The organism is Trinickia sp. EG282A (genome assembly GCF_040965455.1).
Classification (GTDB): Bacteria; Pseudomonadota; Gammaproteobacteria; order Burkholderiales; family Burkholderiaceae; genus Trinickia; species Trinickia symbiotica.
In genome coordinates this window covers 680898-702786 of the sequence record NZ_JBFRCC010000002.1, presented here as the reverse complement: position 1 = coordinate 702786, position 21889 = coordinate 680898, and the positions used below count along the sequence as shown (strand labels likewise).

Genomic DNA, 21889 nt, shown 5'->3' with positions numbered 1-21889 from the left:
CGACGTCACTCGAGCGGCCAGATTTCGCGGCTTGCTGCTCTTACCGCCTGCGCCGATTCGAGCGCCAAAAGATCCCCGGCGCGCTGGCGGCACAGTTGATAATCGAGGCGGCGCACACGCGCCTTGATGCCCGGCACGGCCACCGGGTCCACGGAAAGCTCGGTCACGCCGAGGCCGACGAGCAACGGCACGGCGAGCGGATCGCCCGCCAGCGCGCCGCAGACGCCCACCCACTTGCCGTATTTCGCCGCGCCGCGTGTCGTCGCTTCGATGAGCCGCAGCACGGCCGGATGGAGGCCGTCGGCCTGCGCCGCGAGGTCGGGCTGGCAGCGGTCCATCGCGAGCGTGTATTGCGTGAGATCGTTGGTGCCGATCGAAAGGAAATCGGCGTGGCGCGCGAGTTGATCGGCCAGCAACGCCGCCGAAGGCACTTCGATCATCACGCCTACCTCGATCGGGTCGTTTCGGCCCATCGCGCGCGCCAGGTCGTCGATTCGCTCGCGCAGCCGCGCGAGTTCGTTGGCGTCGGTCACCATCGGCAACAGAATGCGCACCGCGCCGTGCGGCGTCACGCCGATGAGACCGCGTAATTGATCGTCGAGCAGATCGGGGCGCACTTGCGCGAGCCGCACGCCGCGCAGACCGAGCGCCGGGTTCGCTTCGGGGGGCAGCGTCAGATAAGGCACTTCCTTGTCCGCGCCGACGTCGAGCGTCCGGATGATCGCCGTGCGGCCTTCGAGCGCGTCGACGATCGACTGATAGCTCGCGCGATGCTCGTCCGTGCTGGGCGCCGTCGCACGATGAATGAAAAGCAGCTCCGTGCGCAGCAGACCGACCGCATCGGCACCGTTCTCGACGGCCGTGTGCGCGTCGTCGAGCGTCGCGATGTTCGCGGCGACTTCGATCGCGCGGCCATCCGTCGTCACGGCCGCCTCCTGCGACAAGCGGCGGTTCGCCTCGCGCACGCCCGCGAGGCGCTGGCGCTCGACGCGCGCACGCTCGACGTCGAGCGCCGTCGGCGCGTACTCGAGACGGCCCGCGCTCGCGTCGACGACGACTTGCGTGCCCTCCGGGATCGCATGGAGCGCATCGCCAACGGCAACGAGCGCCGGAATGCCGAGCTGACGCGCAATGATCGCCGCATGCGACGTCGCGCCGCCGCCGGCCATGACGATCGCCGCCACGCGTGTCCGATCGAGCGACGACAAATCCGAAGGCGTGAATTCGGCCGCGGTCAGCACGGCGTCGGGGGGCAGCGTGCGAGCCGTCTGCCGCGCGTAGCCGAGCTCACGCAGCACGCGCTTTTCGATATCGCGCAAATCGGCGGCGCGCTCCGCGAGCAGCATATTTTCGACGTTGTCGAGAACCGCTATCTGCGCGCGGATCGCCTCGCGCCATGCGAAACCCGCGCTCTTGCCGAGGCTGATGAGATCGCGCGCCGTATCGATCAGCGTCGGATCCTCGAGCAGCACGCGATGCACCGCGAAGATGCCCGCCTCGCCGACGGCTCCGCGCTGCGACGCGTCGCGCACCGTCGAATCGAGCTCGGCATCGATGGCCGCGAGCGCACGATCGAGCTTGCGGCTTTCGGCAGCCGACGGTCCGCTCGCGGCCTCGGGCAGGTCCAGCTCCGCATCGTCCCAGCGCACGAGCGGGCCGACGGCGATACCGGGCGCGGCGCATACGCCCGCGAGCGTATTCGGATCGAGCGGCGTGGCGGACGCGCGCGGCGCCTGCCGAGGCGCGGGCGACGCAAAGCGCGCGGGCGTTTCCTCGAGCTCGCCATGCACTTCGCGCAGCAGCTCGTGTGCGACAGCCTCGACGGCCTTCGATGCATCGGGCCCGACGCCATGGATTTCGACTGTGGCGCCCTCCCCGGCCCCGAGGCCCATCAGCGCGACCACGCTCTCGACGTTAGCGACGCGCGCCTCGTGCCTCACTTCGACGCGCGCTTCGAGGCCGCGCACCGCTTCGCGCGCACGCGCCGCCGGCCGTGCGTGCAGACCACCCGCCACCGAGAGCGTAATGACGCGCGACGCGTGCGAGCCGGCGCTCGCGGTCTGCCCGCCGGCGGCAGAGGCAGAGGCAGAGGCAGCGGCAGCGGCCGTTGCGCCCTTGCGCCGCAAGACGAGCAGCTTGTCGCCGCTCTTCACCATCGCATGCCCCGCGCCGCCCGCGCGCTCGACGATCTCGAATGCATCCGAGTTCGCGACGGCCACGACGGACACCAGGCTCGGCGCCTTCGTCGCCACCGAATCCTGATCGAACTCGATCAGCAGATCTCCCGCTTTCACGTGTGCGCCTTGCTGCACCTTTGCCGTAAAGCCCTGCCCGTTCAGCTCCACCGTGTCGATGCCGATGTGAAGCAAAATCTCGGCGCCTTGCGGTGTTTGCAGCGTGAGCGCATGACCCGTGCGCGCGAGATGCGTGACGACACCGTCGCATGGCGCGACGAGCCGCCCGTCGAGCGGGTCGATGCCGATGCCGTCGCCGAACATGCCGCCCGCGAAGACGGGGTCGGGCACGTCGGCAAGCGGCACGACGGGACCGGTCAGTGGTGCGAGCAAGACGATTCGTTCCTCTGTCTGGCTCATCAATCGTGACTCCTCAGCTAGTTCCATCAGGATTTCTCGCTCAGTGTGTTTCGGTGATCTTATTCAGGTAGCGCGGCTGGTCGGGATCGCGCCCGCGCGCGGACGCCAGCTCGGCGGCCATGACGTAGAACGACTGGATCGCGGCGATCGGATCGAGTGCCGCGTGCTTCGTCGGCTCGAGCCGCAGCTCGGCGTCGCTCACGTCGTGAGGCGCCGCAAGCAGAACCCGCGCGCCGCGCGCTCGCATATCGGCCGCGAGGCGCACGAGCCCTGCCTGCTCGGGTCCGCGCGGCGCAAAGACAATGAGCGGGTAGTCGCGATCGATGAGCTCCATCGGCCCGTGCCGGACCTCCGCGCTCGAAAACGCTTCGGCCTGGATGCCGGACGTCTCCTTCAATTTCAACGCCGCTTCCTGCGCGATCGCGAGGCCGAGGCCTCGACCGATGACGAACATCCGCTCGACGCCGACGAGCGCCTCGACGGCCGGCGCCCAATCGAGCCGCGCCGCCGCGCCCAGCGCTTCCGGCAGCGCGCGCAACGCTTCGAGCAGCGGCTCGTCGTTCTGCCAGAACGCGACGAGCTGCGCCGAGAGCGAGAGCATCGCGATGTAGCTCTTCGTGGCCGCGACCGAGCGCTCGGGGCCCGCCTGCAACGGCAGCTCCCATTCGCAGGCACCTCCGAGGGGAGAATCAGGCGCATTGACGGCCGCGACAGTCAGCGCGCCGGCCTCGCGCAGGTTCGTCATGGTGTCGATGAGATCGGGGCTCCTGCCCGACTGGGAAAACGCGATCGCCAGCTCGCCGGCCACGCGCAAAGGCGCGGCCTGCAGCGTCGCGATCGACATCGGCAGCGAGGCGACGGGCACGCCGATACGGCTCATCGCGAGGCTCGCGAAGAAGCTCGCCGCATGATCCGAACTGCCGCGCGCGACGGTCAGCGCGACGTGGCAAGGCCTCGCGGCGAGCGCGGCCGCGAGCGCCGCGACGCGCGCGGTGTCGGCGCATTGCGCCGCGACGGCGGCACCCGCGGCGAGCGCCTCGTCAAGCATATTCGACAATCTCTTCTCCTTCGACGTAGGTCGCCGCAAGCGTGAGGTCCCGCTCGAATACGACGATGTCCGCCCAGGCGCCGCGCGAGAGCCTGCCTCTGTCCTCGATCCCGAGATAGTCGGCCGCATAGCGCGACATGCGGTTCGAGACGTCCGCAAGCGGAAGACCCAGCGAAACCAGATTGCGCAGCGCTTCATCCATCGTCAGCGTGCTGCCGGCCAGCGTGCCGTCGGCAAGACGCACCCCGCCGAGACACTTCGTGACTTGCTGGCTGCCAAGGCGATACTCGCCATCGGGCATGCCCGTCGCGGAGGTGCTGTCGGTGACGACGTAAAGGCGCGGAATCGCGCGCAGCGCGGCACGGATCGCACCCGGGTGTACGTGCAGCAGGTCCGGGATGATCTCGGCGAACTCGGCATGCGCGAAGGCGGCGCCGACCAGGCCAGGATTGCGGTGATGCATCGGCGACATCGCATTGAACAAATGCGTGAAACCGCAAGCGCCATGTTTGAGCGCGGCGACCGCATCGTCGTACGTGGCGAGCGAATGCCCGAGCTGCACACGCACGCCCCGCGCGGCCATCTCCGAAATGATGTCCATGTGGCCGGCAATTTCCGGCGCGAGCGTGACGACGCGAATCGGCGCGATCGACAGATACTTGAGCACCTCGTCGAGCGCGGCCGAGACAGCCGCGTCGGGCTGGGCGCCGAGCTTGCCGGGGTTGATGTAGGGTCCTTCGAGATGCACGCCGAGCACGCGCGACGCGCCAGTCGGACGGCGGCGCGAGGCATCGCCGAGACCGGCGACGACGGCCATCAGCTCGTCGCGCGGCGCGGTCATCGTCGTCGCGAGCAGGCTCGTCGTGCCGTGGCTCGCATGCGTGCGGGCGATCGTCTCGATCGCCGCGCCGCCCTCCATCACGTCGGCTCCACCGCCGCCGTGCACATGCAGATCGATGAAGCCCGGAAGGATGTAGGGGCTCTCGTTCGTCGAGGGGTCCGCGGGCGTGCCCTCGATCGAAGCGATACGTCCGTTTTCGAATTCGAGCGTGCCGTGGATCCAACCGTCGGGCGTCAGGATGTTTCCGTTGAGCATGGGTGTCCAGTCTCGGGTGATGCGGGGTGCCGCGGTCTTGCTGCGAGGAGCGTGCGAGTGGGCGAGCCACCGGCCTTCATGCGGCCGGCGATGCATCGGCCTCGTCGTGAGCCGGGCTGCAAATTGGAGCCCATTATATAACCAGCTTAGTACCAGTCAATCGCTGATCAAAAATAGGCGAATGCGCCGGAAATCCTTACTGGATAAGGCTTCTACCGTAAATCGGGCGGACCGACCGGTATTGAAGTGGAGTCAGTGATTACCCGTAGCGCATGGGAAGGCGGCGCAGGTTTCGTCAGCGGAAAACCCGCACCTGCCATCTGTCATTCGCTTGACCGCGCGAGCATATCGGCTCGAATGGGCGACGAATATGACGTGCCCACCGATAAAAAAAACGCGCCGCGGCAACATCGCCGCAGCGCGCTTTTTTATCAGCTCGAATTGAGCTGAGAACGATGGTCCGATCAGAACGACGGAACGACGGCGCCCTTGAATTGCGTGTCGATGAAGTGCCGCACGTCTTCCGATTGATAGGCGGCGACGAGCTTCTTGACCCAGGGCTTGTCCTTATCCTGCGCGCGCACGGCGATCAGGTTCGCATAAGGGCTATGCACGTCTTCGCGCGCGATCGCGTCCTTCGACGGTTGGAGCCCCGCTGCGAGCGCGTAGTTGGTATTGATCGCGGCGGCGTCGACGTCGCCCAGCGAGCGCGGCAGTTGCGCGGCGTCGAGCTCGACGAGCTTGACCTTCTTCGGATTCGATTCGATATCGAGCGGCGTCGCGTTGTTGCCGTTCGTACCGGCGCCAGCCTTCAGTTTGATCACGCCTTGTGCCTGCAGCAGGAGCAGCGCTCGGTTCTCGTTCGATGGATCGTTGGGCAGCGCGACCTTCGCGCCCTGCGGCAGCTCGTTCAGCGACTTTACTTTCTTCGAATAGATGCCGAGCGGCGAAATATAAGTGAGCCCGACACTGACGATCTTATAGCCGCGCTGCTTGATCTGACTGTCGAGATACGGCTTGTGCTGGAAGCTGTTGGCGTCGAGATCGCCGGCGTCGAGCGCCGCGTTCGGCTGAACATAGTCGTTGAATTCGACGACCTTCACATCGAGGCCTTCGCGCTTCGCAACCTTCGTGACGACGCTCCAGATTTGCGCATCGGGACCGGATATGACGCCCACCTTGATCGCTTTGTCGTCGGCGTGCGCGCCGGCGCTCATGACGAGTGCGGTCGTCGCGGCGGCTGCGAAGAGGACTTTGGAAACGGCTTGGGGAAGCGTTTTGAACAGCATGAATACTCGCTTTCTCATTGGAGATGACTTTGAAAGACGGCCATCGTCTCACAAGCAGGATCCGAGAGGAAATACAGTGATCGCATATCCATATGAGCATCGATCCCGGCCGCGATGAAGGGCGCGGCACAGCGGCTCGTGCTTCGAATAGCGGGCAATGAGCGATGCCGGATGCGTCAGCTCAGCAGCAGCTTCAGATCATGCACCCACGACTGCGCGCCCTGTCCATCGCGCGCGAAGAGCCGCAGCTTGCCCGACGGATCGAACACATAGCTCGCCGCCGTGTGGTCCATCGTGTAGCTATCAGGCGACTTGCCGGGCACCTTCGCGTAGTAGACGCGAAAATCCTTCGCGACTTTGGCGAGCTCGGCGTCGTCCGGACGCAGGCCGATGAAGGTTGGATTGAATGCCGACACATACTGCGAGAGCACGTTCGGGGTATCGCGAGCAGGATCGATCGTGACGAAGAGCACCTGCACGCGCGCCGCATTGGTCCCGAGCTGCTGCAGCGCCTGCGACAGCTCGGCCATCGTCGTCGGGCACACATCGGGGCAATGCGTGTAGCCGAAGAAGAGCACAACTGCCTTGCCCTTGAAATCGGCGAGCGTGCGCATCTTGCCGCTCGTATCGGGCAAGGCGAAGTTCGAGCCGAACTGCGTGTTGCCGGTGATGTCGAGATTCTGGAAAGCGGGAGCATCGTTGCCGCAGCCCGCCAGCAGCAGTGCGCCGCCGACGACGCAGGCGGCGAGCAGCGCGCGCATGCGCCGCGTGACCGAGGAGATGCGCACGCCGTTCATCACGCGCCGATCAGCCCGCGCGCATAGTGATCGACGAGCAGCGCGCCGAAGAGCAGCGAGAGATAGACGATCGAGTAACGGAAGGTCTTGCGCGCGAGCGCGTCGGAGTATTCGCGGTGGATCTTCCAGGCGTAAGCGAGAAAAACCGCGCCGAGCAGAACGGCCGATACGAGGTAGACGATGCCGCTCATCCGCGAAATGAACGGCATCAGCGACACCGCGAAAAGAATGATCGTGTAGAGCAGAATGTGGAGCCGCGTGTACTGCTCGCCGTGCGTGTTCGGCAGCATGGGCAGGCCGGCATTCTCGTAATCCTGACGCCGATAAAGCGCGAGCGCCCAAAAATGCGGCGGCGTCCAGACGAAGATGATGAGCACGAGAATCCAGGCATCGCCGGGCACATGACCCGTCACGGCCGCCCAGCCCAGTGCCGGCGGCATGGCGCCCGAGGCGCCGCCGATGACGATGTTCTGCGGCGTGGCCGGCTTCAGCAGCAGCGTATAGACGACGGCATAGCCGACGAACGTCGCGAGCGTGAGCCACATCGTCAGCGCATTCGTGAACATATAGAGCGTCCACATGCCGAGCCCGCCGAGCACGGCTGAGAACGCCAGAATTTGCGCCGTCGTGATTTCGCCGCGCGCGGACGGCCGCCATGCCGTGCGACGCATCATCGCGTCGACCTTTTGCTCGACGAGGCAGTTGATCGCGAACGCGGCGCCGGCGAGCAGCCAGATGCCGACCGTTCCACCGACGAGGACCGTCCACGGCACCATCCCCGGCGTCGACAGGAACATGCCGATCACGGAGCAAAAAACGGCAAGCTGCGTGACGCGCGGCTTCGTCAGCGCGAAGTACTGCGAGAACCGGGAGCCGAAGCTGTGGGGAAGTGTCGTGCTGTTGTTCATATCAGTCACGCTCAGTCATGCGGGAGCGGCGTCGCGCGTCGGGACGGCAGCGCGGCCGGGACGGCTGGAGGCGGTCCGAAAGTTTAGCATAACGACCAAAAGCAGCAGGACCGCGGCGCCGCCGTTGTGCGCGACCGCGATCGGCAACGGCCATTGCAGCACGATATTCGAAAGGCCGGTGGCAAATTGAATCGCCAGAACGAGCAGCACGCCGTTCGCCGGCCGCCGCAGCGACTCGAATCCGCGCAACCGGAGTGCCAGCGCGACGAGGTACGCGATGACCGCGAACGCGAACGTGCGATGCGTCCAGTGGATGGCGACGAGCGCATCCTGCGTGATGACGTCGCCATCGGCCGTCATGCCGAGCGCGCGCCAAAGATGAAAGCCGTGTGCGAAGTCCATCGGCGGAATCCACTGCCCGTTGCAGGTCGGAAAGTCGGTGCAGGCCAGCACAGCATAATTCGTGCTGACCCACCCGCCGAGCGCGATCTGGACGATCAGCAGCGCAAGGCCCACCGCCGCGGCGAAACGGTAACGCGCTATCTGGGGCTCGTAGACGGGGATCGGCGTCAGGCGGGCCGCGAGCCAGCCGAGCGTGCCGAGGAGCGCCAGGCCCAGCAAGAGGTGCGTGGTGACGATGATCGGCTGCAGCTTCATCGTCACCGTCCAGGCGCCGAATGCCCCTTGCACGCCGATCAGCATCAGCAGCGCCGTCGGCCACCACGGCGAAACGTGAAGCGGCAGGCGCTTGAAGCGAGCCCGCCAGGCAATCGCGGTCTGCGCGATGATGAGCACGCCGATCGCCATCGCGAAGTAGCGGTGGATCATTTCGATCCATGCCTTCGTCATGCTGACCGGGCCGCTCGGCAGCGCCGCGTGGGCAGCCGCGATCTGCGCATGCGCGACGAACGGCGACGCCGTGCCATAACAGCCAGGCCAATCGGGGCAGCCGAGCCCCGAATCGGTGAGGCGCGTGAAGCCGCCGAACATGACGAGGTCGAGGGTCAGGAACGTCGTCATCCAGACGAGCTTGCGAAATTTGTCGTCGCTCGCTTTCACCCAGACGTAGCTGAGCGGCAGCAAGGCAACGCAAAGTCCGATCAGCCCCAGTTCCAACACGAACATGTCATCTCTCTCAAGAAAGCGGCGAGCCGCTGCGAAACGCCGCAAAACGCCGCAACGACCGATACCACGCGGATTAACCGATGCTCGACCACTTCAACAGCTTCGTCACGTCGCCCTTGATCTTGCTCGGATTCGGATCCTTCGGAAAACGCATCATCAAATTCCCGTTGGGATCCACGAGATAGATGTGATCGGTATCGCGCGAGTCCGACTCGGCGGGCAGCCACGCGGCGATGGCGGCCGGATCCGCGACGAGCATCCGCGTGTCCGGATAAGCGCCCTTGATCACGTCGGGCACCGCGCCGGCATCGGTGCGCAACCAGACCATCGCGATCCGCTCGCGCTCGCCCGCCTGCGTCGCGCGCACCTGCCTCATGAAATAGAGCTTCCTCGCGCAGGCTTTGTCGCAGGCGCTCGCGTCGACGGCGATCATCAACCAGCGCCCGCGCAGCGTGGCAAGCTTCATCGGCTTGCCCGCCTCGTCGGTGACGACGAGCGTGTCGGGAATCGGCCGCTGCGGCTCGATCAACGCCCCATAATTCGTCGCACCGCCGCTCGGCTTGAACACGTAGTAGGCGAGATACGATGCGATCACGGGCGCAGCGGCCACTAGCGCGAGCAGGACGAGGACCCAGCGGCCGCGCCGCCCGGGGCCGCGTGTGGAAGCGGGCGCCTGAGACGATGCGCCCGGCGAGCGGCGCCCGCCGGCAGACGGCCGGGTACGGCTCGGACGATCAGAATCGGAAGATGGCATCAAAAAACCTTTTACCTCATGAAACGGTCTTTTTCGCGGCGCGGCGAGCCGCGTAAAGACCGAATGCGAGCGCCGCCGCGGCCATCGCCCACCATTGGACCATGTAGCCGTAATTGCGCTCGACGCCGGTCGTCGGCGCCGGCCAGTCGCGCACGAGTCCGTCGTCGAGATCGCTCGTTTGCTGAACCACGAACGGCTGCAACGGCAAGCCCGTCTCTGCGGCATAAGCCGAGACATCGACGTTTTGCCGAATCGCCTGATGTGGCGCCGATCCACCGTGACCCAGCTCGAACGCGCGCGATGCATCTGCGCGCGCAATGCCCTCTATCGTGACGTCGCCGGACGGCGTCTTGTAAGGCGCGATGGCCGTCCGCACGTCCGCGTTGCGCGGCAGCCAACCGCGGTTGACGAGCACGTAGCCGCCGTCGGCGAGCTGGAGCGGCATCACGACGTAGAAACCGGGCTCATCGTGATACGGGCGATTGTCGAGATAAACGACGTAGCGCGGCAGAAAGCGCCCCGTCGCCCGCATCCGATGGAACTCTACCGCCTTCAGAGAGACCGGTGCGGAACTCACCGTGGCGGGCGGTGCATGTTCGTAGCGAGCGATCCGTGCCGCGAGTGCTTCGCGCTGGTGGGCGCGATCGAGCTGCCAGAAACCGAGCCTGATCGTGATGGCCATCACCACGAGGACGGCCAGCGCGGGAATCAGACGAATCTTCACGCGGCCGTCCTTGGATACCTTGCGCCGCCGCATAGACGGCCGCGCGCCCGAAACACCACGGGTGCGATAATTGCGGCTATCGTTTTGCCTTTTCGATCATTCGTTGATTCCATGCACATCATTGTCGCTATCGCATTCGTCATCATCATCGGCAGCATGGCATCGGCACTCTACTTCATGATGCACGACCGGGGCAGAACGAAGCGGATGGTCTGGTCGCTCGCCACGCGCGTCGGCTTCTCCATTTCGCTCTTTCTCTTCCTTCTCGTCGCACATTGGCTGGGCTGGATTCACTACAGCCAGGTGCCGATCGGCCGCTGAGCGTCGCAGCGCTCGCCAACACCGACGATTCGCGCAGCGCGGGCCATCCACCTCGCTTCGGCCCGCGTCGTTTCGCCGCACTCCACCACGCAGAAAACGCAAACGCCGCCTCGACGAAATCGAAGGCGGCGCGTGGCCGATGCATTTTCCGTTCGAGCGCGCGCTCTTTCTCGAAGAGGCGCGCGGCCCGCCCGGCGACCGCATCCCGCAATCGCGGTCGCCGTACCGCTCGCTCGATCGTTACAGCCAGTAGACCACGACGTAGAGGCCGAGCCACACGACGTCGACAAAGTGCCAGTACCACGCGGCGCCTTCGAACGCGAAGTGATGATCAGGGTTGAAGTGGCCGCGAATCAGGCGGACGAGGACGACCGACAGCATCGTGCCGCCGAGGAACACGTGGAAACCGTGGAAGCCCGTCAGCAAGAAGAACGTCGAACCGTAAATGCCCGAAGCGAGCGTCAGGTTCAATTCGTTGTAGGCGTGGATGTATTCGAACGCCTGCATGCAGAGGAACGCGAACCCGAGCACGACCGTCGCGGCAAGCCAGGCAATCGCCTTGTTGCGGTGATCGTCGCGCAGCGCGTGGTGCGCGACCGTTAGCGTCGCACCGGAGCTCAGGAGCAATGCCGTGTTGATCGTTGGCACCGGGAACGGCACCATCGCCTTGAAGTGACCGGCCAGCGCCGCGGGCCCTTCGTTCGGCCAGACCGCCGAGAAATCCGGCCAGATCAGCTTGTAGTCGAGGCTGCCGAGTTGGTGCATCGCGATCTCGCGTGCATAGAACAACGCGCCGAAGAAAGCGCCGAAGAACATCACTTCGGAGAAGATGAACCAGCTCATGCTCCAGCGGAACGAGAGATCGACGCGCTTGCCGTACATCCCGCCTTCCGATTCGGAGATCGCATCGCCGAACCAGTGCCAGAGCACGAAGAGCAGCCAGAGCAGCCCGGCGAACATCGTATAGGGCGCCCACGGCGTATCGTTGAGCCAGAGCCCGAACGACCCGAGCATGATCAGGAGCCCGATGGACGCAGTGACCGGATGCCGGGACGGATTCGGCACGAAGTAATACGGGCTATCGTTTTGGCCACTCATCGTTGATTCTCCACTTCAGTCCAGTTTGTTTATTTGCCCACCACGAGGTGCACGATCGCGATCAAGACCGCAATGAAAAGCGCGGCCGTGATCACGGCGGCGATGATCACGTGCAGCGGGTTCAGCTGCGAGGCATCGGCCGCGTGATCGCGCCCCTTGCGCACGCCGAAGAACGACCAGAGCACGGCCTTCATCGTCCGAGCGAAGCTCCCCTTGCCGTCGGCCATACCGCCTCCCCGCCTTTTCTCGCCTGCCCGTCGAACTCAGCGGAACAACCACTGTTTGAGGACGGCACCCAAAAAGAAGACGGCGACGATCGACAGCAATATCAAGCCTAGTCGCAAATTGCCGGCTCGGATCTGCGCCGGGGTTCGTCTTTTTTCTGGATCCCGCGTCATGCTCAACATCTCTTTATAGCGAGGCGGCAACCATGCCGCCTCTTCGCATCTCGTCCGGGCCGGCTCCGCGAAAAGCTGGCTATCGCCACCAGCACGAACGCACAGCCCGGCTCGACTCTTTACTCGACCGTCGGCGGGGTCTCGAACGTATGGAACGGAGCCGGGCTCGGCACCGTCCACTCGAGGCCCGTCGCGCCGTCCCAGGGCTTGTCGCTGGCCTTCTGCTGCTCACCGCCGCCGCGATAGGCGGGCAGCACGACGGCGAACAGGAAGTAGACCTGCGCCAGGCCGAAGCCGAACGCACCGATCGTCGCGACCTGGTTCCAGTCCGTGAACTGGGCCGGGTAGTCCGCATAGCGGCGCGGCATGCCGGCGAGGCCGAGGAAGTGCATCGGGAAGAACGTCAGATTGAAGAAGATCTGCGACGCCCAAAAGTGAATTTTCCCGCGCGTTTCGTTGTAGACCCAGCCCGTCCACTTCGGCGACCAGTAGTACCAGCCCGAGAAGAGCGCGAACAGCGACCCGGCGACAAGCACATAGTGGAAGTGCGCGACGACGAAGTAGGTGCCGTGATACTGGATATCGAGCGGCGCCATCGCGAGCATCAAGCCGCTGAGGCCGCCGAACGTGAAGACGAGGAGGAATCCGATCGCGAACAGCATCGGCGTCTCGAACGACATCGAGCCGCGCCACATCGTCGCGACCCAGTTGAACACCTTCACGCCCGTCGGCACGGCGATCAGCATCGTCGCGTACATGAAGAAGAGCTGGCCCGTCACGGGCATGCCCGTCGCGAACATGTGGTGCGCCCAGACCATGAACGAAAGGATCGCGATCGAGGCCGTCGCATACACCATCGAGCTGTAGCCGAAGAGCGGCTTGCGCGCGAATGCCGGAATCACCTGCGAGACGATGCCGAACGCCGGCAGAATCATGATGTAGACCTCGGGGTGCCCGAAGAACCAGAAGATGTGCTGGTACATCACCGGGTCACCGCCGCCGGCCGCGTTGAAGAACGACGTGCCGAAGTGGCGATCGAACAGCACCATCGTGATCGCACCCGCGAGCACCGGCATCACCGCGATCAGCAGGTAAGCCGTGATGAGCCACGTCCAGACGAACATCGGCATCTTCATCAGCGTCATGCCCGGCGCGCGCATGTTGAGGATCGTCACGATGATGTTGATGCTGCCCATGATCGACGACGCGCCCATGATGTGCAGCGCGAAGATGGCGAAGTCCATCCCCGGGCCCATCTGCGTGGAGAGCGGCGTATAGAGCGTCCAGCCCGCGGCCGTCGCGCCGCCCGGCGCGAAGAAGGAGCCGACGAGCAGCACGGCCGCCGCCGGCAGCAGCCAGAACGAGAGGTTGTTCATCCGCGCGAAGGCCATGTCGGCCGCGCCGATCTGCAGCGGAATCATCCAGTTCGCGAAGCCGACGAAGGCCGGCATGATGGCGCCGAACACCATCGTGAGCCCGTGCATCGTCGTTAGCTGATTGAAGAACTCGGGGCGCATGATCTGCAGGCCCGGCTCGAACAGCTCACTGCGAAGCATCAGCGCTTCGACGCCGCCCACGAGGAACATGGTGAACGAAAACACCAGGTACATCGTTCCGATGTCCTTGTGGTTCGTGGCGAAGAGCCAACGGCGCCAGCCGTGCGGCGTCGCATGCGCATGATCATCGTGGCCGTGACCCGCGACTACATCGTGTCCGATGCTAGACATGAGAATCTCCTAAAGCGAATGGTGCAGCACCGACTGTGACGAACATGCGCACGTCAAGCGGCCGAACCGGTACGAGCGTGCGCGGCTTGGACTCGCGCGCGGCCCGTGCCCGGCTCCGACTGGTTCTTTTGAGCGGCATCGGCCGTCCGGACCGTTGCCGGCGCGGCGATCGACGCTTGCGGCCCGCTCGCGGCCGCGGCCCCGCTCGCGCCGCCGGCGGGCTCGCCGCCTCCTGCCGGAGCACCCGTCAGATGATCTCCGCCCTCGGGAAGCTTCCCGTTGCGGGCATCGGCCACCTGGCGCGGCTGCAGAATGTCGCCTGTATGGTTGCCCCACGAGTTGCGCTCGAACGTGATCACCGAAGCGATCTCGACATCGTTGAGCGTCTTGCCCCAGGTCGGCATCGCATTCTTGCCGTTCAGCACGATGCTGACGTGCTGCGCGATCGGGCCGTTCGCGATCTTGCTGCCGTCGAGCGCCGGGAAGGCGCCCGCACCTTTGCCGGTCGGCTGATGGCAGACCGCGCAGTTCGACGAGTAGACCTGCTGCCCGCGCTGCATCAGCTCGGCCATCGTATAGGTCTTGTTCGGGTCGTCGTTCGCGGACGACATTTTCTTCTTCTCGTCGTCGACCCACTTCGCGTAGTCGTCGTCGGACAGTACCTTCACGACGACGGGCATGTACGCGTGCTCCTTGCCGCAGAGCTCGGTACAGAAGCCGCGATAGACGCCGACTTTCTCTGCCTTGAACCAGGTGTCGCGCACGAAGCCGGGAATCGCATCCTGCTTCACGCCGAACGCGGGCACGTACCACGAATGAACGACGTCGGCGGCCGTCGTGATGATGCGGATCTTCTTGCCGACGGGCACGACGAGCGGATTGTCGACTTCCTGCAGATACGTATCGGTGATCGGCGCCTGCCCGTTCACTTCCGTGCGCGGCGTGGTCAGCGTCGAAAAGTAACTGATGCCTTCGCCGGGACCTTTGACGTAGTCGTAGCCCCACTTCCACTGGTAGCCCGTGACCTTGACCGTCACGTCCGCGTTGCTCGTGTCTTTCATCGCCACGACCGTACGCGTGGCCGGCAGCGCCATCAACACGACGATGATGAACGGCACGATCGTCCAGATGATTTCGACGGTCGTGCTTTCGTGGAAGTTGGCGGCCTTGTGGCCTTTGGACTTGCGGTGCGCGAAGACCGAATAGAACATGACCCCGAACACGCCGACGAAGATCACCGTGCAAAGGATGAGCATCATCGTGTGGAGGTGATAGAGCTCCTCGGCGAGGGCGGTGACGGGCGGCTGGAGGTTGATCTCGTTCACGGCCGGACCGCCGGGGCTGTCGCCGACTGCCCATGCGGCCGAGGCGCCGGCAAGCGCACTCGCCGCCAGCACGCCCGTGAGGGCTCGCTTGATTGTTTTCATAGCTTCCTTACCCAAAATTTCCATTCAAACCTCGCCCCCTTTTGCCGTCGCCCTTTGCTTTCGCCGCCGCCCGCATCCGCCGGGCGCATCGCTCAGCCGCATCGCCGCAGCGACACACGCAGCTCGTTGGCGAACTGCGCGCGCCGGTAGTGCGCGAGATGATGCCCGAGCGCAACCGTCTGGCCGCGCGATACGAGCTTGATCGGCTCGCGGGGCGTTGCCCCCGGCTCCACCCGCACCCAGCGCGGATTGAACTCGAACCGCACCACCCGGTCCGCACTCACCTGCTCGACGACGAGCCGGTTCGGATAGAGCCGGATGCGCTCGTAATCGACCGCGTGGCGCGCGTACATCACGAACGCGACGCCGACCACCAGAAGCTCGACGCCGGTGAACGGCGCGATCGGCCAGGCGCCCCGCGCGGTCAGCAGCACCGCAATCGCCGACGAGCACAACGCCAGCGACAGATAGAACAATACGAACTGCCGCGGCGACACGGAGCAGTTTCGCTTCATCAGCCAGTCCTCGAGGACCGGCTCCGCATCGGTCAGCAAGGTTGCCGTGTCCATCGCCACCTCCCGCGCATGCCGTCGCACACCGCGCCGCACTGCGCATTCGGCGCCGCGCCGCCTTGTATCGTGGGGTTCCCAAGGCGACAAACTGACGCATTATAGTCGTCACACCGCAAGCAGCCAATCGCCCGATGCAGCCCGCCGCGTCATGTCGGACGCCGCCGTCCGATGTCCTCGAGGCGGACGACGCCATACCCTTCGGCCGTTTTGCGCGGGACTGCCTTCCATGCGTGTCCGTAGATGACTTCGAACGTGAGGGCAATCGTGCCGTCCTCGCGTCGACGCGCCTCGAGCGCCGCGATCAGTGCCGCATGCAGCCTTCTCGCGAGCGCACCCGCGAGACCGCCGGCGCCTGCGGCTCGCGAGCCGCCGGCTGGCCCGGCCAGCGTTCGCGCAAACGGATACGCGCCCCAGCGGCGCACGTCGGCGAGCAGCGATTCGGGCGATTGATAAGTGATCGTCAACGTTTCCTGATCCATTACCGGGATCTCGAATCCGCTCTCGACGAGCATGTCGCCGAGGTCGTGCATATCGACGAAATCGATCACGTGCGGACGGCTTGCGACGCCATGCGCCGCCTCGACTTCCGCATAAGCGCCGCGCAGCTCGCGCAGCGTGTCGGGCCCGAGGGTGCTGAACATCAGCAGCCCGCCGACCTTCAGCGCGCGTTGCCACTCGGGAAAGACGAGGTCGGGGCGCGGATGCCATTGCAGCGCGAGATTCGACCAGATGAAATCGAATGCGCCCGCCGCGAACGGCAGCGCCGCGAAATCGGCTTGCGCGAGCCGCGGGCCGTGCGCGCCTAGCGCGCGCTGCAGCGCCGCCGGCAAGAGGCGCCGCCAGCTCGCGTCGCCGCCCGCTCGGGCAGTCGCGCGCACCAGCATCGCGTGAGAAAGGTCCGTGCCGAAGACCGGCGCCTCGGGAAAGCGCTCGCGCAGCGCGGAAAAATCGTCCCCAGCGCCGCAACCCGCATCCAGAATACGGGCGGGCTCGACCTTGATGAAGTCGAGCCGCTCGCGCATGCGCTGAGCAATCTCACGCGGAAGAAACGAGACTTCGCCGAATGCCGCCGCGCGGCGATCGAAGATTCGCCTCAAGAACCCGGCATCATAGGCCGGACGGCCGGATTTCGCGGAATTGGAGGACATGACGGTCGAACGGGCGAGGAGCCCGAAGTATACTCGCTCGCTCCGTTCCGTTCACTAAACGAAGCTCATGGAACCGCATCGCAACGCGCCTTCCACGATGTCCCCGAAATGGCGTGCGCGTTGGCTCGGCCGCAGCGACGCGAGCCGCGTGCAAGCCCTCACTGTCCGCGCGCTGACACGGATTGGCCGTCTGGCGCTCTCGCAGACCTGCGTGTTGTGCGGAGCATCATGCGGCGCGCATGGCCGCACGAATGCCGCTGCGTGCGTCAATATGTCGCAACGCCCGCTCTGCCCGGGGTGCGATGTCGCCTATTGGAACGAGCCGCGTTTGCGCTGCGTCCTCTGCGCATTGCCGCTTTCGTTGCGAAGCGGTGGGCCGCGCGGCGAGGCGCGCTATCTGTGCGGCACCTGCCGCGGCGCTCGGCCGCCGTTCGACAGGACGCTCGCGCTCGCCGATTATCGCGCGCCGCTCGAGCGCCTTGCGCTCGGGCTCAAGTTTCGCGCGCGGCTCGTCGTTGCGAGAGAATTCGCGCAGGGGCTCGCGCGCCTCGCCAGCGATAGCCTCCCCGCCGACGATTGGCCCGACGTCGTCGCGCCCGTGCCGCTCGCGCATGCTCGCCTCGTCGAGCGCGGTTTCAATCAGGCTTGGGAGATCGCGAGACCGTTCGCCCGGGCGATCGGCGTACCGGCCGATGCAACGCTCGTCACGCGCCTCGTGCATACGTCGCCGCAGTCGCGCCTCGATCTCGATACGAGACGGCGAAACGTCGGAGCCGCGTTCAGCGTCTCACGGCGCGTCGCCGGCTTGCATGTCGCGCTCGTCGACGACGTGATGACCTCGGGCGCGACGCTCGAAGCAATCGCGCGCGTGCTGAAGGCCGCGGGCGCGCGCAAAGTCACCAACTTCGTCGCGCTGCGCACGGCGAAAGATTGACCCAGGTTCAAGTCACCATGTTCAACGTCGTCCTCGTCGAACCCGAAATTCCGCCGAATACCGGCAACATCATCCGGCTTTGCGCCAACACGGGCGCGAGGCTCCACCTCATCGAGCCGCTCGGGTTTCCGCTCGACGACGCGAAGATGCGCCGCGCGGGTCTCGACTATCACGAGTATGCGCAAATGCGCGTGCATCGCGATTGGGATGCATTCATCGCCAGCGAAACGCCCGATCGCTCACGCATGTTCGCGTTCACGACGCGTGGCTCGAGCCGCTTTCACTCGCACGTCTTCGCCCCCGGCGATTGGTTCGTGTTCGGCGCCGAAACGCGCGGCCTGCCCGATGCGCTGCTCGCGCAGTTTTCGAACGAGCGCCGTGTGCGTCTGCCGATGCGCCCCGGCAACCGCAGCCTCAATCTCTCGAATACCGTGGCCGTCGTCGTATTCGAAGCCTGGCGTCAAGCCGGCTTCGAAGGTGGCGATTGAGATGGCGGGCAAAGCGGACGAACGTCTGATCGACGCCCGATGAGCGTCGCGGCCGCGAAGACCGCGAACCGTCAATCGAACCGTCAATGCTTGGACTCGGCGCGCGCATCGCGGCGCAGCAGCGCGCTCACCGCGTCGCGCGGCGCGACGCCTTCGAAGAGCACCGCACAGACCGCTTGCGTGATCGGCATGTCGACGCCATGCGCATGCGCAATCGCGAGCACGGCCTGGGCGCAGCGCACGCCCTCGGCCACATGCCCGAGCGCGGCGAGGATATCGTCGAGCGTGCGCCCCTCAGCCAGTCGAAGGCCGACGGTACGATTGCGGGAAAGGTCGCCCGTGGCCGTCAGAATGAGATCGCCGAGGCCCGTCAGTCCGGTAAATGTCCCGGGTTGTCCGCCGAGCGCCACGCCCAGGCGCGACATTTCGGCGAGCCCGCGCGTGATGAGCGCGGCGCGTGCATTGAGCCCCAGCGCGAGGCCATCCGCGATGCCGGTCGCGATGGCGAGCACGTTTTTCACGGCGCCGCCGACTTCGACGCCAACGACGTCATCGCCGGTATAGATCCGCATCGCGCCATGGTGAAACGCGCCGAGCGTCCGCTCGCGGCAAACGGAGGACGCGCTCGCGACAGTCAAGGCGACCGGCAGGCCGAGCGCCACCTCGCGCGCGAAGCTCGGCCCGGACAGCACGCCGTTGCTCGCATGGCCGGCCAGCTCCGCCGCGACGACTTGATGCGGCAGCAACTGCGTATCGGCCTCGAACCCTTTGCAGACCCAGACGATATGCGCGGGCACCCGCCGGGCATCGCGCATCGCCCCGAAAAGCGCGCGCAAACCCGCGACGGGCGTCGCCACCACGCAAAGCGCGTCGTCTTCGGCGCAGTGCGCGAGCGCCGCCGCGAGATCGGCTTCGCAGCGAAGCTCGGCCGGCAGCGTGACACCGCCGAGGTAGCGCTTGTTCTCGCGTGTCGCGCGCAGCTCGTCGACGAGCGAGCCGTCGCGCGCCCACAGCAGCGCGTCGTGACGCCGCGCCAGATGCGCGGCCAGCGCCGTGCCCCAGGCACCGGCGCCAAGAACGGCGACCTTCATCGTCGGCACCTCGATGCGCGTCTAAAGCCGCTCGGCTTCAATGCTGCGTCGGGGTTGACGACGCGTCGTTCTGCGCATTGAGTTGGGCGAGGCGCTGCTCGTAGAGCGCCTGGAAGTTGATTTCGGCGAGGTGAATCGGCGGAAAGCCCGCGCGCGTGATCGCATCGGCGATGTTCGAGCGCAGGTACGGGAAGATGATCGTCGGACACGCGATGCCGACGAGCGGATCCACCTGCTCAGCGGGAATGTTGCGAATGTCGAAGATACCGGCCTGCTTCGCCTCGATGAGAAAGGCGACTTTTTCCGAGATCTTCGCCGTGACGGTACCGGTGACGATCACTTCGAAGATACCCTCGGCGAGACGCTCCGCCTTCACGTCGACCTCCACTTCCACCGAAGGCATTTCCTGCTCGAGGAAGATCGCCGGCGAATTGGGCTGCTCGAGCGAGAGGTCCTTCAGATAAATGCGCTGAATGTTGAAGAACGGCTGGTTGTTCTGGTCCGACATGATGACTCCGGTGGATTGATTTTTGTGGACGGGTTCGACGGTGCACGCGCCGAACCCGCCGCCGACATGCGTTTCAGGCGCGGGCGCGGGGCGGCAAGGCACCCACGTCGCAAGCGCGCGGCCCTGGCTGCGCCGCGCGCGAAGAACTGACGGATCGGGCGTCAGACCGCCGTCGCGGCGTCAGGCCGCCTCGAGCAACGGCGTGAGACCGCCCGCGCGATCGAGCGCGGAAAGGTCGTCGTAGCCGCCCACGTGCGTCTCGCCGATGAAAACCTGCGGCACCGTGCGACGCCCCGTTCGGCTCATCATTTCCTGGCGACGCGACGGGTCTCTGTCGATCAGGATTTTCTCGATATGCTGCACGCCGCGCGACTTCAACAGGCGTTCGGCCATCTGGCAGTACGGGCAAACCTGCGTGCTGTACATGACGACGGTATTCACGCTTGCGACTCCTCTACTTGACGACCGGCATGCCGGCCTGCTGCCAGGCGTTCAGGCCGCCTTGCAGAACATGGACTTCGGTGTAGCCGGCCTCCCTGACGATACGCGAAGCCTTGTTCGACTGCAGACCGTTCTGACAGACGAGCAACACCGGGCTAGCCTTATTCTTCGCGATCTGGCCGATTTTTGCTTGGAGCTCCGAAAAATCCAGATGGCGTGCCGACGGCAGATGGCCGCTCGTGTAGTCGGCCGCGGGGCGCAGATCGACGACGACGGCGTTGCGCCGGTTGATGAGCTGCGTCGCCTCGGCCGCGGAAAGGCCGCCGCGCCCGCCGCCGGTCAACATCGGCCAGAGCAGAAACCCGCCCGAAACGAGGAGCGCGACGAGGAGCACGAGGTTCGTGTAATCGGTAAAGAACGTCACGGAAGATCCGCCAAGAAGGAAGAAAACCAAAAGGGCAATCCCGCCATTATAAAATAACCGTTCGACGCGATGGCGACGCCCCCTTTCTCGCGCGTCCTGCAGCCGGCGGCCGCGGACGGAACGCAGGCGGAACGCGGGCGCCGACGTCCGAGGCTTCCTTACTACCGACCGACACACCATGCACAAGCTCGTCCTCATCCGCCACGGCGAATCGACGTGGAACAAGGAAAACCGATTCACCGGCTGGGTCGACGTCGACCTCACCGAGCAAGGCATCCGTGAAGCCGAGCAGGCGGGCCGCCTGCTCAAGGACGCCGGCTACACTTTCGACATCGCCTACACCTCGGTCTTGAAGCGCGCGATCCGCACGCTTTGGCTCGTGCAGGACCAGATGGACCTCATGTACATCCCCGTCGTCCACTCCTGGCGGCTCAACGAGCGCCACTACGGCGCGCTCGCGGGCCTCGACAAGGGCGAGACGGCGGCCAAGTACGGCGACGAGCAGGTGCTGATCTGGCGCCGCAGCTACGATACGCCGCCGCCCGCGCTCGAGCCGTCCGATCCGCGCGCATCCTACGAAGATCCTCGCTACGCGAAGGTGCCGCGCGAGCAGCTGCCGCTCACCGAATGCCTGAAGGACACCGTCGCGCGAGTATTGCCGATCTGGAACGAATCGATCGGTCCGGCCATCAAAGCCGGTAAAAAAGTACTCATCGCCGCGCACGGGAATTCGATGCGCGCGCTCGTGAAGTATCTCGATCAGATCTCGGACGCCGATATCGTCGGCCTCAACATTCCGAACGGAGTACCGCTCGTGTACGAGCTCGACGAGGACTTGAAGCCGATTCGTCACTACTACCTCGGCGATCAGGAGGCGATCGCCAAGGCGCAGGCCGCCGTCGCCAACCAGGGCAAGGCGCGTTGACCGGCATGGCGCCGCTCTTGGGGCGGGCGCCATGTGACAACCATCCCGCACC

General features: G+C 65.5%; 24 protein-coding genes. 4 read left to right on the top strand and 20 right to left on the bottom strand.

From position 1 onward, the window contains the following. Positions 1-5 precede the first annotated feature (5 nt). The 9 genes from ptsP to AB4Y31_RS11055 all read right to left on the bottom strand — a co-directional run bounded on the left by ptsP (position 6) and on the right by AB4Y31_RS11055 (position 10335). Complete coding sequence (ptsP, locus tag AB4Y31_RS11095; RefSeq protein ID WP_368673954.1) at positions 6-2594, bottom strand: phosphoenolpyruvate--protein phosphotransferase; 2589 nt, start codon at positions 2592-2594, stop codon at positions 6-8. Positions 2595-2634: 40 nt separating this feature from the next. After that, on the bottom strand, positions 2635-3642 hold the full coding sequence (locus tag AB4Y31_RS11090) for an SIS domain-containing protein (protein ID WP_368674486.1): 1008 nt from the start codon (positions 3640-3642) through the stop codon (positions 2635-2637). Beyond that, positions 3635-4738 (bottom strand): N-acetylglucosamine-6-phosphate deacetylase, encoded by a 1104-nt coding sequence (gene nagA, locus AB4Y31_RS11085; protein ID WP_368673953.1) that lies wholly within the window; start codon positions 4736-4738, stop codon positions 3635-3637. The genes AB4Y31_RS11090 and nagA overlap by 8 nt, the downstream gene beginning before the upstream one ends. A 464-nt stretch (positions 4739-5202) precedes the next feature. Beyond that, positions 5203-5955, bottom strand: a complete 753-nt coding sequence (locus AB4Y31_RS11080) for a MetQ/NlpA family ABC transporter substrate-binding protein (protein ID WP_368674485.1) — start codon at positions 5953-5955, stop codon at positions 5203-5205. 248 nt (positions 5956-6203) lie between these two features. Continuing rightward, positions 6204-6824: an SCO family protein gene (locus tag AB4Y31_RS11075; protein WP_368673952.1), complete on the bottom strand. Its 621-nt coding sequence runs from the start codon at positions 6822-6824 to the stop codon at positions 6204-6206. Further along, positions 6824-7732: a heme o synthase gene (gene cyoE, locus AB4Y31_RS11070; RefSeq protein ID WP_107149817.1), complete on the bottom strand. Its 909-nt coding sequence runs from the start codon at positions 7730-7732 to the stop codon at positions 6824-6826. Before cyoE ends, AB4Y31_RS11075 begins: the two co-directional genes overlap by 1 nt. Positions 7733-7747: 15 nt before the next feature. After that, on the bottom strand, positions 7748-8857 hold the full coding sequence (locus AB4Y31_RS11065; protein WP_368673951.1) for a heme A synthase: 1110 nt from the start codon (positions 8855-8857) through the stop codon (positions 7748-7750). A gap of 73 nt (positions 8858-8930) precedes the next feature. Next, a complete protein-coding gene (locus AB4Y31_RS11060) occupies positions 8931-9611 on the bottom strand; it encodes an SCO family protein (RefSeq protein ID WP_368673950.1) in 681 nt (226 codons plus the stop codon). Positions 9612-9627: 16 nt separating this feature from the next. Further along, positions 9628-10335 (bottom strand): SURF1 family protein, encoded by a 708-nt coding sequence (locus AB4Y31_RS11055; RefSeq protein ID WP_368673949.1) that lies wholly within the window; start codon positions 10333-10335, stop codon positions 9628-9630. Positions 10336-10446: 111 nt separating this feature from the next. On the opposite strand from AB4Y31_RS11055, the gene AB4Y31_RS11050 reads away from it, so the two are divergent. Further along, positions 10447-10656 carry a twin transmembrane helix small protein gene (locus tag AB4Y31_RS11050; RefSeq protein ID WP_018443620.1) on the top strand — a complete coding sequence of 70 codons (210 nt, stop codon included), beginning with the start codon at positions 10447-10449 and terminating at the stop codon, positions 10654-10656. A gap of 240 nt (positions 10657-10896) precedes the next feature. Here the strand turns inward: AB4Y31_RS11050 and AB4Y31_RS11045 are convergent, their stop codons facing one another. The 7 genes from AB4Y31_RS11045 to AB4Y31_RS11015 all read right to left on the bottom strand — a co-directional run bounded on the left by AB4Y31_RS11045 (position 10897) and on the right by AB4Y31_RS11015 (position 17026). Further along, on the bottom strand, positions 10897-11754 hold the full coding sequence (locus AB4Y31_RS11045; protein WP_018443618.1) for a cytochrome c oxidase subunit 3: 858 nt from the start codon (positions 11752-11754) through the stop codon (positions 10897-10899). Between the two features lie 29 nt (positions 11755-11783). Then, the gene (locus AB4Y31_RS11040) at positions 11784-11981 is read right to left on the bottom strand and encodes a DUF2970 domain-containing protein (RefSeq protein ID WP_107149823.1); all 198 of its coding nucleotides are present in this window, start codon (positions 11979-11981) and stop codon (positions 11784-11786) included. Positions 11982-12017: 36 nt separating this feature from the next. After that, the gene (locus AB4Y31_RS11035; RefSeq protein WP_107150159.1) at positions 12018-12152 is read right to left on the bottom strand and encodes a cytochrome oxidase small assembly protein; all 135 of its coding nucleotides are present in this window, start codon (positions 12150-12152) and stop codon (positions 12018-12020) included. Between the two features lie 119 nt (positions 12153-12271). Continuing rightward, on the bottom strand, positions 12272-13879 hold the full coding sequence (ctaD, locus tag AB4Y31_RS11030; protein WP_368673948.1) for a cytochrome c oxidase subunit I: 1608 nt from the start codon (positions 13877-13879) through the stop codon (positions 12272-12274). Positions 13880-13932: 53 nt separating this feature from the next. Continuing rightward, positions 13933-15330: a cytochrome c oxidase subunit II gene (gene coxB, locus AB4Y31_RS11025; RefSeq protein ID WP_368673947.1), complete on the bottom strand. Its 1398-nt coding sequence runs from the start codon at positions 15328-15330 to the stop codon at positions 13933-13935. Between the two features lie 68 nt (positions 15331-15398). Beyond that, the gene (locus AB4Y31_RS11020; RefSeq protein ID WP_368674484.1) at positions 15399-15875 is read right to left on the bottom strand and encodes a DUF2244 domain-containing protein; all 477 of its coding nucleotides are present in this window, start codon (positions 15873-15875) and stop codon (positions 15399-15401) included. 149 nt (positions 15876-16024) lie between these two features. Beyond that, positions 16025-17026, bottom strand: a complete 1002-nt coding sequence (locus AB4Y31_RS11015) for a methyltransferase domain-containing protein (RefSeq protein ID WP_368673946.1) — start codon at positions 17024-17026, stop codon at positions 16025-16027. 97 nt (positions 17027-17123) lie between these two features. Between AB4Y31_RS11015 and AB4Y31_RS11010 the strand changes: the two genes are divergently transcribed. Further along, positions 17124-17960 carry a ComF family protein gene (locus AB4Y31_RS11010; protein WP_368673945.1) on the top strand — a complete coding sequence of 279 codons (837 nt, stop codon included), beginning with the start codon at positions 17124-17126 and terminating at the stop codon, positions 17958-17960. Positions 17961-17977: 17 nt separating this feature from the next. Beyond that, a complete protein-coding gene (gene trmL / locus AB4Y31_RS11005; RefSeq protein ID WP_107149828.1) occupies positions 17978-18448 on the top strand; it encodes a tRNA (uridine(34)/cytosine(34)/5-carboxymethylaminomethyluridine(34)-2'-O)-methyltransferase TrmL in 471 nt (156 codons plus the stop codon). Between the two features lie 83 nt (positions 18449-18531). Here trmL and AB4Y31_RS11000 read toward each other — a convergent pair whose 3' ends face one another. The 4 genes from AB4Y31_RS11000 to AB4Y31_RS10985 form a co-directional block, all read right to left on the bottom strand. After that, the gene (locus AB4Y31_RS11000) at positions 18532-19539 is read right to left on the bottom strand and encodes an NAD(P)H-dependent glycerol-3-phosphate dehydrogenase (protein ID WP_368673944.1); all 1008 of its coding nucleotides are present in this window, start codon (positions 19537-19539) and stop codon (positions 18532-18534) included. Positions 19540-19576: 37 nt separating this feature from the next. Beyond that, positions 19577-20047: a protein-export chaperone SecB gene (gene secB / locus AB4Y31_RS10995; RefSeq protein WP_026230215.1), complete on the bottom strand. Its 471-nt coding sequence runs from the start codon at positions 20045-20047 to the stop codon at positions 19577-19579. 180 nt (positions 20048-20227) lie between these two features. Then, the gene (gene grxC / locus AB4Y31_RS10990) at positions 20228-20488 is read right to left on the bottom strand and encodes a glutaredoxin 3 (protein WP_026230214.1); all 261 of its coding nucleotides are present in this window, start codon (positions 20486-20488) and stop codon (positions 20228-20230) included. A gap of 13 nt (positions 20489-20501) precedes the next feature. Continuing rightward, complete coding sequence (locus AB4Y31_RS10985) at positions 20502-20912, bottom strand: rhodanese-like domain-containing protein (protein WP_368673943.1); 411 nt, start codon at positions 20910-20912, stop codon at positions 20502-20504. A gap of 178 nt (positions 20913-21090) precedes the next feature. Here AB4Y31_RS10985 and gpmA point away from each other — a divergent pair, with 178 nt between their 5' ends. Further along, entirely contained in the window at positions 21091-21837 is a 747-nt protein-coding gene (gene gpmA / locus AB4Y31_RS10980; protein ID WP_107149831.1) for a 2,3-diphosphoglycerate-dependent phosphoglycerate mutase, read from the top strand. Positions 21838-21889: the final 52 nt, after the last annotated feature.